Below are 15,069 nucleotides of genomic sequence, written 5' to 3' on the forward strand. Positions count from 1 at the left end.
GGCGGTTCTGTTTGGGACCGTTACTGGGGTCGGATCAGCCCAGGGCTTCTTCGAGGAAGGCCTTGAGCTGTGCCATGTGCTTGGACATCAGGCCGGTGGCGGTGGCGGCGGAGGCCGGACGGCCCGCATAGCGCGGACGCCGCGCCGTGCCGCCGATCTGCTCCAGCACCCACTCCAGATAGGGCTGCACGAAGGCCCAGGACCCCTGGTTCTTCGGCTCCTCCTGGCACCACACCACCTCGGCATTCTTGAAGCGGCCGAGTTCCTGCACCAGCGTCTTGAGCGGGAACGGATAGAGCTGCTCCACGCGCAGCAGGTAGACGTCGTCCACGCCGCGCTTCTCGCGCTCCTCCAGCAGGTCGTAATAGACCTTGCCCGAGGAGAGCACGACACGGCGGATCTTGTCGTCCGGCTTCAGCTTGATGGCGTTCTCGTCCGGGTGCGACTGGGCGTCGTCCCACAGCACGCGGTGGAAGGTGGTGCCGGTCACCATCTCCGAGAGACTGGACACCGCCCGCTTGTGGCGCAGCAGCGACTTGGGCGTCATCAGGATGAGCGGCTTGCGGAACTCCCGCTTCATCTGCCGGCGCAGGATGTGGAAGTAGTTGGCCGGGGTGGTGACGTTGGCCACCTGCATGTTGTCCTCGGCGCACAGCTGCAGATAGCGCTCGAGGCGGGCGGAGGAGTGCTCCGGACCCTGACCCTCATAGCCATGCGGCAGCAGGCAGACGAGGCCGGACATGCGCAGCCACTTGCGCTCGCCCGAGGAGATGAACTGGTCGAACACCACCTGGGCACCGTTGGCGAAGTCGCCGAACTGCGCCTCCCAGAGCACCAAGGTATTGGGCTCGGACAGGGTGTAGCCATATTCGAAGCCGAGCACCGCCTCCTCCGAGAGCATCGAATTGATGACCTCGTACTTGGCCTGGGTCTCGGAGAGGTGGTTGAAGGGCTTGTAGCGGGCCTCGGTCTCCTGGTCGAGCAGCACCGAGTGGCGCTGGGAGAAGGTGCCGCGCTCCACATCCTGGCCCGACAGGCGGACCGGGTGGCCTTCCAGCAGCAGCGAGGAGAAGGCGAGCGCCTCGCCGGTGGCCCAGTCGATGCCCTTGCCCTCCTCGATCGCCTTCTTGCGGTTGTCGAGGAAGCGCTGGATGGTGCGGTGGACCTGGAAGCCCTCCGGCACGGTGGTGATCTTCCGGCCGATGGCCTTCAGTTCTTCTTCCGGCAGGCCGGTATTGCCGCGGCGCGGATCATCGTCCTCGTGGGTGGGCTTGAAGCCCGCCCAGCGGCCGTCGAGCCAGTCGGCCTTGTTGGGCTTGTAGGCCTGGCCGGCCTCGTGCTCGGCCTCGAGGCGGTCGCGCCACGCGTTGCGCATGGTCTCGAGTTCGCCGGCGGTGACGACGCCTTCGGCTTCCAGCTTCTTGCCGTAGAGCTCCAGCACGCTCGCGTGCTGGCGGATCACCTTGTACATCTTCGGCTGGGTGAACGCGGGCTCGTCGCCCTCGTTATGGCCGAAGCGGCGGTAGCAGAACATGTCCACCACCACCGGCTTGTGGAAGCGCTGGCGGAACTCGGTGGCCACCTTGGCGCAGAACACCACGGATTCCGGGTCGTCGCCGTTGCAGTGGAAGATCGGCGCCTCGATCATCTTCGCCACATCCGACGGATAGGGCGAGGAGCGCGAGTAACGCGGATTGGTGGTGAAGCCGATCTGGTTGTTGATGATGAAGTGAATCGAGCCGCCGGTGCGGTGGCCCTTCAGGCCGGAGAGGCCGAGGCACTCGGCCACCACGCCCTGGCCGGCGAAGGCGGCATCGCCGTGCAGCAGCAGCGGCAGCACCTTGGTGCGCTCGGTGTCGCCGAGCTGGTCCTGCTTGGCGCGCGCCTTGCCCAGCACCACCGGATCGACGATCTCGAGGTGGGACGGGTTGGCGGTCAGCGACAGGTGGACCTTGTTGTTGTCGAACTCGCGGTCGGACGAGGCACCGAGGTGGTACTTCACGTCGCCCGAGCCTTCCACGTCGTCGGGGGCCCAGGAGCCGCCCTTGAACTCGTGGAACAGCGCGCGATGCGGCTTGCCCATCACCTGGGTGAGCACGTTCAGGCGGCCGCGGTGGGCCATGCCGAACACGATCTCCTTGAGGCCGAGATTGCCGCCGCGCTTGATGATCTGCTCCAGCGCCGGGATCAGGCTTTCGCCGCCGTCGAGGCCGAAGCGCTTGGTGCCGGTGTACTTCACGTCGAGGAACTTCTCGAAGCCCTCGGCCTCAACCAGCTTGTTGAGGATGGCGCGCTTGCCCTCGCGGGTGAAGGTGACTTCCTTGTCGACGCCCTCGATGCGCTCCTGGATCCAGGCCTTCTCCTCGGGGGAGGAGATGTGCATGAACTCGACGCCGATGGACGAGCAATAGGTGCGGCGCAGGATGGCGACCATCTGGCGGACGGTCGCGAATTCGAGGCCGAGCACGTGGTCGATGAAGATCTTGCGGTCGAGGTCGGCCTCGTAGAAGCCGTAGGAGGCGGGGTCGAGCTCGGGCGCCTCGCGCGGCGGGGTCAGGCCCAGCGGGTCGAGATTGGCGTGCAGATGGCCGCGCATGCGGTAGGCGCGGATCATCATCAGCGCCTTGACGGAATCGCGGGTGGCCTGCTGCACCTCGGTGGCGGAGAACTCGACGCCGGACTTCTGCGCCTTGGCCTTCACCTTCTCGGAGATGGCCTTCTCCACCTCGATCCACTGGCCGTCCATGGCCGAGACCAGCTCGCCATTGGCGTGCACCGGCCAGTTGGGCTTCTTCCAGGAGGCGCCACGGGCGTTCTCGATCACCTGGTTGGGATCGTCCTTCAGCGCCGCGAAGAAGGCCTGCCATTCAGCGCTGACCGAATTGGGATCGGTCTCATAGCGGGCGTAGAGATCCTCGATCCAGGCGGCATTGGCGCCATAGAGGAAGGAGGTGTTCAGGAAAACGTCGTTCTGTTCCGCGCGCGACATGGGCTTGTTCCCGGAAGACCGTGGCGCCTCACTCTCCTTGAGCGCATTTCGCGCGGAAAATGAAGCCCCAAGGCCGCTCGTCTGCCACAAATCCGGCGCCCGGCCCTTGCCGGACGCCCCGTCACCCCTGCGAGGCTCGTGGCGGCCTTCGACAGCGGTGCTCGACAACCTTTATATGGGCAGGGCCGCCACCGACCGGAAGGCCGGCTCCGCACCCCTGCCCGAACCGCGCTCGCCAGTCGCCGAACTTCATGGCGATTGCGCGGCGGATGCCCCAGAAGGCGATCCCCCGGCTAGGCCGGGGGACCCACCTCAGCCCTTCAGCACCTCGACGAGGGTCTTGCCGAGGCGCGCGGGGGACGGAGACACGCGGATGCCCGCCGCCTCCATGGCCGCGATCTTGTCCTCGGCGCCGCCCTTGCCGCCGGAGATGATGGCACCGGCATGGCCCATGCGACGGCCGGGAGGGGCCGTGCGGCCGGCGATGAAGCCGACCATCGGCTTCTTGCGGCCCTTCTTCGCCTCGTCGGCGAGGAACTGCGCCGCATCCTCCTCGGCCGAGCCGCCGATCTCGCCGATCATCACGATCGACTCGGTCTTGGGGTCGGCGAGGAACATCTCCAGCACGTCGATGAACTCGGTCCCCTTCACCGGGTCGCCGCCGATGCCCACCGCCGAGGTCTGGCCGAGGCCTTCCTGGGAGGTCTGGAACACCGCCTCATAGGTCAGCGTGCCGGAGCGCGAGACGATGCCCACCGAGCCGGTCTTGAAGATGTTGGCCGGCATGATGCCGATCTTCGACTGGCCGGCGGTGACGATGCCGGGGCAGTTGGGGCCGATGAGGCGGCTCTTGGAGCCCGAGAGCGCGCGCTTCACCTTCACCATGTCGAGCACCGGAATGCCCTCGGTGATGCAGACGATGAGCGGGATCTCCGCGTCGATCGCCTCGAGGATGGCATCGGCGGCGCCCGGAGGCGGCACGTAGATCACCGAGGCATCGGCGCCGGTGGCTTCCTTGGCTTCCAGCACGGTGTCGAACACCGGCAGGTTGAGGTGGGTGGTGCCACCCTTGCCCGGCGAGGTACCGCCGACCATCTTCGTCCCGTAGGCGATGGCCTGCTGGGCATGGAAGGTGCCGTTCTTGCCGGTGAAGCCCTGGGTGATGACCTTGGTGTTGGCGTCGATCAGCACGGACATCACGCAGCATCCTTCTTCACGGCAGCGACGATCTTCTGCGCCGCGTCATCGAGATCATCGGCAGGGATCACGTTGAGCCCGCTCTCACGGATGATCTGCTTGCCTTCTTCCACATTGGTGCCTTCGAGGCGCACCACGAGGGGAACCTGGAGGCCCACCGCCTTCACCGCCGCGATCACGCCGTTGGCGATCACGTCGCACTTCATGATGCCGCCGAAGATGTTGACGAGGATGCCCTTCACGTTCGGGTCGGCAGTGATGATCTTGAACGCCGCCGTCACCTTCTCCTCGTTGGCGCCACCGCCCACGTCGAGGAAGTTCGCCGGGCTCTCGCCGTAGAGCTGGATGATGTCGAGGGTCGCCATGGCAAGGCCGGCGCCGTTGACCATGCAGCCGATGGTGCCGTCGAGGGCGATGTAGGCGAGGTCGTACTTGGACGCCTCGATCTCCTTCTCGTCCTCTTCCGTCAGGTCGCGCAGCTCGACGAGCTTGGGGTGGCGGAACAGGGAGTTGGAGTCGAAGGACACCTTGGCGTCGAGCACGCGCAGGTTGCCGTCCTTGGTGACGATGAGCGGGTTGATCTCCAGCATCGCCATGTCGGTCTCGACGAAGGCGGTGTAGAGCACTTCGGCGAGCTTGCCGGCCTGCTTGGCGAGTTCGCCCGAAAGGCCGAGGGCCTTGGCGATCTTGCGGCCGTGGAAGCCCTGCACGCCGGTCACCGGGTCCACCGAGAAGGTGACGATCTTCTCAGGGGTGGAGTGGGCGACTTCCTCGATGTCCATGCCGCCTTCGGTGGAGACCACGAAGGCCACGCGCGAGGTGACGCGGTCCACGAGCAGGGAGATGTAGAACTCCTTCTCGATGTCCGAGCCTTCCTCGATGTAGAGGCGGTTCACCTGCTTGCCGGCCGGGCCGGTCTGGATGGTGACGAGGGTGCGGCCGAGCATCTGGCCGACGAACTCCTTCACCTCGTCCACGGACTTGGCGAGGCGCACGCCGCCCTTCTCGCCGGCCTCGGGCTCCTTGAACTTGCCCTTGCCGCGGCCGCCGGCGTGGATCTGCGACTTCACCACCCAGAGCGGGCCACCCAGCTCCTTGGCGGCGGCTTCCGCCTCCTCGACCTTCAGCACGGGAATGCCGCGCGAGACCGGGGCGCCGAAGCTCTTCAGCAGCGCCTTGGCCTGATACTCGTGAATATTCATCTTCCGTGTCCCTCAGGGTTGCGATGTGTCCCATCCCCCGCCCCGGTCCGTCCCGGGTCCCGCGCAAATGCGGGATCGCCATGTCCGGACCGCCTCCACCGCAGAAGGGGGACCCGCGCCACCACCCCCGTCCGAAGGACAGAGGCGAGGATGCGGTCTCCCCCGAGGAGGGGAACACTCGTCTCCTTCACCACGCCGGTTGTACCCCGGCACGAAAACGGCGCGCCTTCCGGCACGCCGTCACAAGCGAGATCACTTCCCGAGGCCGGGTGCGATCTTCAGGCAGGCCTCCACCAGTCCTTCGACTGCTGCGACCGATCTTTCGAACATGGCGCGCTCGGCACGGTCGAGATCGACCTCCACGATACGCTCCACCCCCCGCGCGCCGATGACAGCCGGCACGCCGAGATAGATGTCCCTCAGCCCGTATTCCCCATCGAGCCTTGCGGCGACGGGGAGCACGCGCTTCTTGTCCTTCAGGTAGCTCTCCGCCATGGCGATGGCGGCGGCGGCCGGCGCATAGAAGGCCGAGCCCGTCTTGAGCAGGTTGACGATCTCCGCCCCGCCGTCGCGCACGCGCTGCACGATGGCGGCGACGCGCTCCTCGCTGGTCCAGCCCATGCGGATGAGGTCCGGCACCGGGATGCCGCCCACGGCGGAATAGCGCACCAGCGGCACCATGGTATCCCCGTGCCCGCCCATGACGAAGGCGGTCACATCCTCCACCGAGACGCCGAACTCCTCGGCGAGGAAGAAGCGGAAGCGGGCGGAATCCAGCACGCCCGCCATGCCCACCACCTTCTCCGCCGGCAGGCCGCTGGTGCGCTGGAGCGCCCAGACCATGGCATCGAGCGGATTGGTGATGCAGATGACGAAAGCGTCAGGCGCATATTTGCGCAGGCCCGCGCCCACCTGCTCCATCACCTTGAGATTGATGGCGAGGAGGTCGTCCCGGCTCATGCCCGGCTTGCGCGGGACGCCGGCGGTGACGATCACCACGTCGGCGCCGGCGATGGCGTCATAGCTGGAGGCGCCCCAGATGCCCGCGTCAAACCCCTCCACGGGGGCGAGCTGGGCGAGGTCCAGGGCCTTGCCGTCGGGAACGCCGTCGGCGACGTCGAACAGCACGATGTCGCCCAACTCCTTCAGACCCGCGAGAAGGGCGAGCGTGCCGCCGATCTGGCCGGCCCCGATGAGGGCGATCTTGTTGCGGGCCATCCCAAGTCCCCGGAAACCGCTGCGTGGCCGGCACATGAGACGAGCCGCCGCAGGAACGCGGCGCCTGACTACTCCCATCCGTCCGGGGGTTCAAGCCGGCCGCACTGCACAAATAGTGGCATGGAGCGGGATTTTGCCGCAAAAACGGGTCGTTTCACCGCGATTTTCCGCTCTTTTGCACCATGCGGAAAACCATCCCGCAGAGCGGTGCAGCGGCCTACCGCCGGAGGCCCCCCGGAACGGTCACTCTTGCCGCTGCCGGGCAGGGCCTGGCGGGGGCACGCCGGACCGGTGCGGCACCGTGCGAATTTGAAAAGGGGCGCGCAAGTCCGCCCGTTTGCAGGCGGGACTGCACGATAGCTGCCAGGGAATGTGGAATTTGGGCGCCAGTGGCGCAAAGGGCGGGTCCTGTCCGCATGCCGCGCGGAAAGCCGGCTAAAAAGCCGGGATAAGTCCGGCGGTCAACGGTGCCGGGGCACGCCCAGCGCGGTCATCGCCGCGCTTTCATCGGCGCGATCTGGCGCCGGAAACGAGAAATCTGCCCTCTCCCCGCACACGGCCGAGCGACCAGCCGGATGAAAAAAATAAAACAACGTCAATATCAACGAACAAAAGGCAGGGAGAGGGCAGCCGGCCGGAGCGCTTCGGGGCGTTCCGGCGGAAGGTTGGCCCCACCGCCGGGCGCGAACGCCGACGAGCGGGACGAAAGCGGCCGTCTCAGCTTCCGGTCTTGAGCGAGCCGAGCTGGACGAAAGCGGGCTTGGCCGCGGGGGCCGCCGGGCGGTTCGGATCGTGCTCCTTCAGCACCTTGAACACCCGCTCCGCCATGGGGTTAGACTTGATGAAGTCCTCATAGGCCTGCCCGAGCATGGTCTGGGCGGCGGAATAGATCTCCTCCTCGCTCATGCCGTCGAACTCGGCGGAGACGAGGTACTGGCCCATGCGCCGCAGGATGTGGAGGCGCAGCACCTGCAGCACTTCCGGCTGGTATTCCACCTGCAGCACCTCGAAGAACTCCTCGGCGCTTCCGAGGGACTTCAGCTTGTCGATGATGGACATGTCGCTCTTTCTCCTGTCGATCAGCCCAAGTCTGGTCAGCGCAAGTCTGGTCAACGCAAGTCCACGATGTCAGGCCGCCTCGTCGGCGCTCGCCGCCCGGCCGCGCTGACGCTCGCTCTGCAGGTGGGCGAGGCGTGCCTCGAGGAACTCGATCCGGTCCAGCAGCGAGACGATGGCCTCGCCCACCGGGTCCGGCATGAGGTGGTGCTCGAGGTCGATGCGGCCATCGCCGAGCTTGCGGCGGTCGGACGTGGGCTTCACCACCCGGCCGGGAATGCCCACCACCGTCATGGCCGGCGGCACGTCCTCGATCACCACGGAATTGGCGCCGATCCGGCAGCCGGCGCCGACCGTGATCGGCCCGAGGATCTTTGCCCCCGCCCCCACCAGCACACCGTTGCGCAACGTGGGATGGCGCTTGCCCGCCGTCCAGGACGTGCCGCCGAGGGTCACGCCATGGTACAGGGTTACATCATCCCCAATCTCGGCGGTCTCGCCGATCACCACGCAGGCGCCGTGATCGATGAAGAAGCGCCGGCCGATGGTGGCTCCGGGGTGGATGTCCACATTGGTCAGGAAGCGTCCCAGCCAGGAGAGGAAGCGGGCCGGGAACTTCACCCCCCGCCGCCAGAGCCGGCTGGCGAGCCGATGCCAGATGATGGCGTGGACGCCGGGATAGGTGAGGACGATCTCGAAGGTGTGCCGGGCCGCCGGGTCGCGCGCCTTCACGCAGTTCACATCCTCGCGGATGAGCTGCCACACCGTGAAGGATGCCGCCGGGGCGTCCGCCGCAGCGGCCGCGGAGAGGGGCACCTCGGTCCCATGCCACTTCGGGCTTCCCATGATCATGGGTCAGGCTCCCATCACGGCTGCGTGGCGGCGCTTCAGCGCCTCTTCGGTGAAGCTGTCCTCGTAGAAGCGGCGGAGCACCTGGGGCGTCACTGTCTCCTTGGTGCGCACCGAGAAGTCGCGCACCCGCGCGAGGATGGCGCGACCGCGCGCCTCGTCCACCGTCAGCCCCTCGTCGGCGAGGGCCTTGGACACGGCGGCAAGGCCCGAATGCTTGCCCAGCACCACGCGATGGGAGCGGCCCAGAAGCTCCGGATTCAATGCCTCGTAGGTGCCACGATCCTTCAGCAGGCCGGCGACATGGATGCCGCTTTCGTGGGTGAACACGTCCTCGCCCACGATGGCCTTGGTCCGCGGCATGGGGCGACCGGCGGCGGCCATCACCTTTTCGGCCAGCGGGCGCAGGGCGCGGGGATCGATGCCGCTTTCAGCGCGGGCGGTCTGGCGCAGCGCGATGGCCACCTCCTCCAGCGCCGCATTGCCGGCGCGCTCGCCGAGCCCGACCACGGTCACGCTGGCATGGCGGGCGCCGCCGGTGACGGCCGCGAGGGTGTTGGCGGTGGCAAGGCCGAGGTCGTCATGGGCGTGGAACTCGATCTCGAGGTCCGTCGCATTGGCCACCCGGCGCACCAGTGCATAGGTGGAGAAGGGGTCGAGCACGCCCAGCGTGTCGGCGAGACGCAGGCGGAACGCCCCCGCCTCCCGCGCCGCCTCGGCCACCCGGCACAGGAAGTCCGGATCGGCGCGGGACGCATCCTCGCAGCCGATGGCGACAGTGAAGCCCAGCTTGGTGGCGAGCGTCGCCACATGCTTGAGCGCCGCCAGCGCCCACTCGCGATCGCGGTTCAGCTTGCCCTGAAGCTGGCGGTCGGAGGTGGGGATGGAGAGATTGACGTAGCTCACCCCGGCCGAGACGGCCGCGAACAGGTCCTCCTCGCTCATGCGGCACCAGGCGGCGACGCGGAGCGGCAGCTTGAGGGAGACGATGGAGCGCAGCGTCTCGATCTCTTCGTCGCCCATGGCGGGGGTGCCGGCCTCGATCTCGGGCACGCCGGCGGCGGCCAGCGCCTCGGCGATCTCGATCTTCTCCTTGCGGGTGAAGGCGACGCCGGGCGCCTGCTCACCGTCTCGGAGCGTGGTGTCGTTGAGGAAGACCGTGCGGGTGGCCGCAGCCCCCTTCGCCGAACCGCCAGCCTCCGCCGAGGCCCGGCCGGAGCGCCCAGATGTCACCGATGGAGACTTCGCGAGCATGGTGTCTTCCTCAAGTCCCGTGGCCCCAAGGCCCTGGTGCTGAACTGCGCCTCGGGTGAGCCGGATCGTCGATCCCGACCACCTCGCGCCAGCAGCGCCCGGCAGAGGTCACGCAAAGCCCATGCCACCCCCGCAAGTCATTCTGGAATCGATGAAAACCGGGCATCGCGAATCTGTCGCAAAGCCGACAGCCGGCCAGCGTGTCCGAGGTTCGACAGGATCGCGACAGACGAGACCCGTGCGACACACCGTCTTGTCGGAATCGCACATACGTATAACTACGTAGCAGCCTGTCTGCGTGCGGGCATTTCTTGGCCGACGTCGCCGAAATCACGCCGGAGGGCAGAAGAGCCACAGTCTGTGGCCGTGAAAGACAGGTCTCCTGCGAGCCGCCCGCTCAGGCCGGGCCGATCACCACCTTCACGTCGGCAGGCTTCGCCCAATAGGGCGCAGACGTCACCAGCACATGGGCGCCGGCCGCGGCATAGGCGGCGGCATTGGAGAGGTTGACCCCGCCGGCCGCCGCCACTTTGGTGGTCGGCGAGCGCTCAAGAGTGACGGCGACCACCCGGCGGATGTCGTCCGGCGTCATCTTCTCGCACTGGAGCACGTCCGGCCGGGCGGGAAGAAGGGCCTCCGCCTCCTCCGGCGTCTTCACCTCCACCACCACCTTCTTCTCTGGCGCCTGCCGTCGCAAAAGCGCGATGCCCTCGGCGGGATCGGCGAGGAAGGCGGCATGTTCGGGGAAGAGCAGCAGTGTCTCCGACAAGCCGAGCCGGTGCGGGAAGGCGCCGCCGGCACGGATGGCGGCGATCATCTGCGCCTTGGCCCCGGGCAGGGTCTTTCGCGTCGTCACCACCGCCACCTCGGGCGAAACCGCGCGTGCGGCGGCCACGATGTCGGCGGTGAGGGTGGCGATGCCGGAGAGGTATTCCACCAGCGTCTGAGCGACCTTCCACGCGCGGAAGATGGGCCCGGCCGGGCCCTCGGCGAGGAGGAAGGTGTCGCCTTTCGGCACCCGCGCCCCGCTCGCCGCCAGCAGGTCGGCCCTGGCGCCGGCAGTGAGAAACAGTTCGCGCGCAAGCTCCACGCCACAGAGCGTGGTGTCGCCGCGCACCGCCATGGAGAGGCGCGCGTCGCGCCCGGCGAGGCCGAGGCTTTCGGTCGTCAGGTCGCCATAGGGCGCGTCTTCGGCGAGGAGCGCATCGACCGTGGCCTGCGTCCACCAGCGGTAGGTCATGCGCATCATCCTCGCTCAGTCCCGATACAGCAGGAGGCTTAGCGCTGGTGGACGCCCCGGTCCACGGGACAAAGCGTGACGCGACAATTAAGCGTCAGGCTGGGGCCGCTGCCTTGGCCCCTTTGGTCGCCTGCCGCAGAAGCGTGAGGCACTCGATGGTGGAGGCGAGATCGAGCGCCGAAAAGCCATCCAGCGTCTCGGGCCGCGGATCGGCGCCGCGCGCGAGCAGCCTCTCCACCACACCGGCCTTGCCGGCGGAGGCGGCATACATCAGCGCCGTGGCGCCATTGTCGTTGGCGCTGTCGAGCGCAATGCCCGCATCCACCAGCGCGTCGATGATGTCGAAATGGTCGCCCACGCAGGCGATCCACAGCGCCGTGTTGCCATCCGCATTGCGGATGTCGAGAGCGGCGCCGGCCGCGATGAGGGCCGCGACGGTTTCGCCGAGCCCTTCGGCGCAGGCCTTCATCAGCGGCGTCATGCCGTTCTCGGCGGTGGCGTTCAGCCCATCCGGCGGAAAGCCGCGGCTGGCGATCCAGGCGGAGAGCGCAGGGTCCAGCGCGGCGCCGGGCTTTTGCGCCTGCGCGTGGTTGAACCAGACCTCATAGCCTCCGTCCACGCTCGTCACGTCGGAGAAGCCGAAATCCGACAAGGCCTGCGCATATTCCTGGCTGGCATTGCCGTGATAGCAATAGATGATCACCGGCTGCGTCTTCGGCGTGGTGCCGATGATGTCGCCAAGATTGCCGAACGCCATGTTCCGCGCGCCCTCCACGTGGCCGGCGGCGAAGGAATTGGCGTCGCGCACATCGAGCAGCAGGGCCTTGCCCGTGCCGACGATGGCGACCGCCTCCGCGACGCCGATGCGGCGGAAGGGCGTGCGCTGTCTCATGATGGTCTCTCCCAATCCGACGCCGATCCCGCTCAGGCGCCCCGGCCGGGATAGGCCGGCTCCGTGGTGATGCGGTCGTCGACGGCGGCGCGCCCGACGGTGAAGTGGTAGATGGACTGGAAGGCGGCGCCTTCGAGTCCCAGCAGCTGGTGCAAATCGTCGTCGAAGAAGCAGCCGATGCCGGTGCCGCGGAAGCCCGCCGCTTCCGCTTCCAGATAGAGCGACTGGCCGATCATGCCCGCCTCCCAATGGAGCTGGCGGTAGCGCCACGCCTCCGCCGTCACCAGCGGCTCGAACTCCGCCAGCATGGCGAGGGCGAAGGAACTGTCGCTGGCGATGGCCTGATGGCAGCTCACGGTGCGGGCGATGCCGCGGCAGTCGGTTTCCACTAGACGGTAGAGCGGCAAGTGGGGCGGCAAGCCCTCCGGCTTTTCCCAGGTGAAATCGGAGCGCAGCGCGGTCTTGAGATCCGCGATCACGCCGTCCCGTCGCGGCAAGGCGTAAAGGCCGGGCGCGAGCCCCTCCACCCGATGCACGAACAGCAGCGGATGGACCCGCGCCTCGAAGTCCCACCCATCGAACGGCGCTGACGCGCGCGGCAGCAGCGCGTCGATGAGGCCGAGGAACACCTCGCGGGGCATCGTACTGCCCTTGGCCGTGAAGCGCTGCGCGCTGCGCCGCCCGAGGATGACAGAGGCCGCCCGCGCGTCGCTTGCGACATGGCGCGCCGGGAGGACCGGAGCCGGTTCAGGGGCCTCGGCTGCGGCGCGTTCACGATGGGTCGCAAGGCTCACCTGATCGATCACCGGCCAGCGATAGAGCGGATGCCGGTCGAGCACATTGGCCTTCCCCATCCAGCGCCCGCCGAACGGGGCCGGCGGAAGGACGGGCAGATCACCGCCGGCCGGAGCCAGCGCGATCAGCATGTCGGGATCCTCACGCTCCGCCCCGGCGAAATCCGCCACCCGGTCGAGGCCGATGCGGCGGGCAATGTCGGCGCTTGTCGCAGTCTCGACGAGACGCACCGTCCAGCCGAGGCAGGCGGCGGCATAGCGCACGGCGGCCAGGGCGTGGCCGAGGTCGAGCTGGCAATAGCGGAACGCCCGCTCGCCATATTTCCACGCCTCGCGCCAATGGATGGAGGACAGCGCGAGAAACAGCGACGGCGCCCCGCCATCCGACCCGAACCGGTTCTCCATGGCGAAGCCGGATGCACTCGCCACCGCCACCACGTCCGGCCCGGGCGGCGCGAAGCGCTGCTCCAGTACATGGTCACGGCTGACATAATGATGGACGCCATCCGCGAGGCCCGCGATGCGCCCGGCGATCACATAGGCTTCGGTGGGGTGCAGATTGCCGCTGGAGGGATTGCAGCGCAGCGCCCAGCGGTCGGGGCCGAGCTGCTTCCAGGCGGCAAGGCCGAAGGAGAGTTCGAGCAGCAGGGCGACGCCGGCAAGGTCCAGCGGCGCGGGTGCGACGCCGCCCGAGACCATCTGTGCAAAGGAGACGTCAAGACCTTCTGCCGCCAGCGGCAAGGGGGTGCGCGGTGCGCCCTCATACTCGCGGAACGGATTGGGCTGCATGTCCCAATCCAGCGTCTCGGGGCCGGCGGCGTAGCCTTTCAGGCCGTGCTTGGTGCGGGCGTGATAGGCCAGCGCCGCCTCGAAGGGACGCGCGGGGGGCAGCAGCGCGTTCATGGTCAGGATGCCTTCCGTTCACCGGGGTCGGGACAGGGATGGGCCTCGCCGGGATGGGAGCAGCCTTCCAGGGGCCGCGCCCCCGGCGCGACGGGTCCCAGCAGCGAGGTGACAGGCTCGCGGTCGAAGCCGGCGCAGCGCACGCCCTCCACCTCCACCAGGGGCCGGCGAATGAGCAGCGGCTCCGCCAGCATCAGCGCGATGGCCGCCTCGGCTTCCACCGTCTCGGGCTTCACCTCGCCCGACTTCACCTTCGGCGCCGCCGGATTGAACCAGGTGGCGACCGGCGTCGCGCCGAAAAAGGCCTTCAGGCGCTCGGCCGTCCACGGCTCGGTCAGGAGGCTGCGGACGTCCAGCGTATGGCCGGCATTGGCGAGGGCGAGCTTCTGCCGGGCGTTGGTGCCGCAGCCCGGCTTCTCCCAGAAGGTGACATGGGCCACGGGCGGCTACTTCAGCACGGAAAGCTGCACGAGCTGCGCGCCGCCGTCACGGCCGAGCACCGTATCCACCTTCTTGCGCACGCTCTCCAGCGTCAGCGGCTTCACCACCGCGCCATGGGCGCCGGCCTTGAGCCCGCTCACCGCCACCGCCTCTTCCGACTTGTCGGTGACGATGAGGATGCGCACGCCGGGAAACTTCGTCTTCATCTCGCCGATCAGCGCATCGCCCCGCGCCTTCAGCAGGCCGACGCCGAGGAGGATCACATGCGGCATCAGCCAGCCCTGACCCTTCTCATAGGCCTCCTCAGGGGTGGCGAGTTCGTGGGTCTCGATCTCGTCGTGCAGCATGAACTGGAGCGCCGCGCGGGTGATCTCGTCCTCGTCCACCACGAAGACACGCCGCTGGTCCACCGCCTTGGACGTCTCAACGCCGATCTGCATCTGTCGCCTCGCTCATAGCTTGCGTTTATCGCGCGCCGATCCCCGTCGTCGGCGCGGCCCGCCTGCTGCAGCGAACCGGGTTTCGCAAACGGTGTTCGCAAACTCGGCCGTCCGCGCGCGAGCGGGCTGTTTGACCGTCAAGCAAGTTCCGTTCCTCGCCGGCAACGACAGTATTCGGCGGGGTTGCTCCGGCGCCGGCGTGTGGAGCGGACAGGGAGTGTTCCAATCCCGACACACGACCCGCACCTGTCAGGTTCGACACACCATCCGAAAGGCCAAGAGAGGCCCCCGAAAACCCCCGGAATTTGATTGAGATCAAAGACCTGCGGGGCCTCGGGCCGACTGGCACGCTGGTTGCTGGTGTCATGGCGCAACAGCGAGTGAGGGCTGAGTGCACGCCTAGGCCGGCTGCCAGCGGTGCGCTCCTTCCCGTAACCCGCGGGGCGTTTCCGATCGATATTGCTGACGAGAGAAACGGCCTCGCGCCAGTTCGCGCGGTGGTCTTCCAAAGTAGGTACGAAGGAGAGCAAGATGGCTTCGCTGCGACAGATCGCGTTTTACGGCAAGGGTGGCATCGGCAAGTCCACCACGTCC

Annotated in this window: 12 protein-coding genes and 1 pseudogene; 1 reads left to right on the forward strand and 12 read right to left on the reverse strand. The window is 67.7% G+C overall.

Features of this window, described 5'->3' with window-relative positions; all coding sequences use genetic code 11:
* Positions 1 to 34 precede the first annotated feature (34 nt).
* The 12 genes from ACT54R_RS22035 to ACT54R_RS22090 form a co-directional block, all read right to left on the reverse strand.
* Complete coding sequence (locus tag ACT54R_RS22035) at positions 35 to 2,989, reverse strand: 2-oxoglutarate dehydrogenase E1 component (protein WP_476330079.1); 2,955 nt, start codon at positions 2,987 to 2,989, stop codon at positions 35 to 37.
* A gap of 312 nt (positions 2,990 to 3,301) precedes the next feature.
* On the reverse strand, positions 3,302 to 4,186 hold the full coding sequence (gene sucD, locus ACT54R_RS22040) for a succinate--CoA ligase subunit alpha (protein ID WP_168457303.1): 885 nt from the start codon (positions 4,184 to 4,186) through the stop codon (positions 3,302 to 3,304).
* Entirely contained in the window at positions 4,186 to 5,388 is a 1,203-nt protein-coding gene (sucC, locus tag ACT54R_RS22045) for an ADP-forming succinate--CoA ligase subunit beta (protein ID WP_168457302.1), read from the reverse strand. The genes sucD and sucC overlap by 1 nt, the downstream gene beginning before the upstream one ends.
* Before the next feature lie 252 nt (positions 5,389 to 5,640).
* Positions 5,641 to 6,606 (reverse strand): malate dehydrogenase, encoded by a 966-nt coding sequence (gene mdh / locus ACT54R_RS22050; RefSeq protein ID WP_168457301.1) that lies wholly within the window; start codon positions 6,604 to 6,606, stop codon positions 5,641 to 5,643.
* 717 nt (positions 6,607 to 7,323) lie between these two features.
* Entirely contained in the window at positions 7,324 to 7,665 is a 342-nt protein-coding gene (gene nifW / locus ACT54R_RS22055; RefSeq protein WP_476330084.1) for a nitrogenase stabilizing/protective protein NifW, read from the reverse strand.
* Between the two features lie 69 nt (positions 7,666 to 7,734).
* Positions 7,735 to 8,514, reverse strand: a complete 780-nt coding sequence (cysE, locus tag ACT54R_RS22060) for a serine O-acetyltransferase (RefSeq protein WP_476330087.1) — start codon at positions 8,512 to 8,514, stop codon at positions 7,735 to 7,737.
* A gap of 3 nt (positions 8,515 to 8,517) precedes the next feature.
* Complete coding sequence (nifV, locus tag ACT54R_RS22065; RefSeq protein WP_168457298.1) at positions 8,518 to 9,765, reverse strand: homocitrate synthase; 1,248 nt, start codon at positions 9,763 to 9,765, stop codon at positions 8,518 to 8,520.
* A 397-nt stretch (positions 9,766 to 10,162) separates the two neighbouring features.
* Positions 10,163 to 11,005, reverse strand: coding sequence for a ModD protein (gene modD, locus ACT54R_RS22070; protein WP_476330090.1), 843 nt, complete (start codon positions 11,003 to 11,005; stop codon positions 10,163 to 10,165).
* Between the two features lie 94 nt (positions 11,006 to 11,099).
* Entirely contained in the window at positions 11,100 to 11,897 is a 798-nt protein-coding gene (locus ACT54R_RS22075) for an ankyrin repeat domain-containing protein (protein WP_476330093.1), read from the reverse strand.
* 32 nt (positions 11,898 to 11,929) lie between these two features.
* Positions 11,930 to 13,594, reverse strand: a complete 1,665-nt coding sequence (locus ACT54R_RS22080) for a SagB/ThcOx family dehydrogenase (RefSeq protein WP_476330096.1) — start codon at positions 13,592 to 13,594, stop codon at positions 11,930 to 11,932.
* Positions 13,595 to 13,596: 2 nt separating this feature from the next.
* On the reverse strand, positions 13,597 to 14,034 hold the full coding sequence (locus ACT54R_RS22085) for an ArsC/Spx/MgsR family protein (protein ID WP_476330099.1): 438 nt from the start codon (positions 14,032 to 14,034) through the stop codon (positions 13,597 to 13,599).
* Between the two features lie 6 nt (positions 14,035 to 14,040).
* On the reverse strand, positions 14,041 to 14,475 hold the full coding sequence (locus tag ACT54R_RS22090) for a response regulator (RefSeq protein ID WP_168457293.1): 435 nt from the start codon (positions 14,473 to 14,475) through the stop codon (positions 14,041 to 14,043).
* A 531-nt stretch (positions 14,476 to 15,006) separates the two neighbouring features.
* Between ACT54R_RS22090 and ACT54R_RS22095 the strand changes: the two are divergent.
* A pseudogene (locus ACT54R_RS22095) lies at positions 15,007 to 15,069 on the forward strand (AAA family ATPase); the annotation flags it as partial.

This window comes from Xanthobacter sp. DMC47, assembly GCF_056313845.1.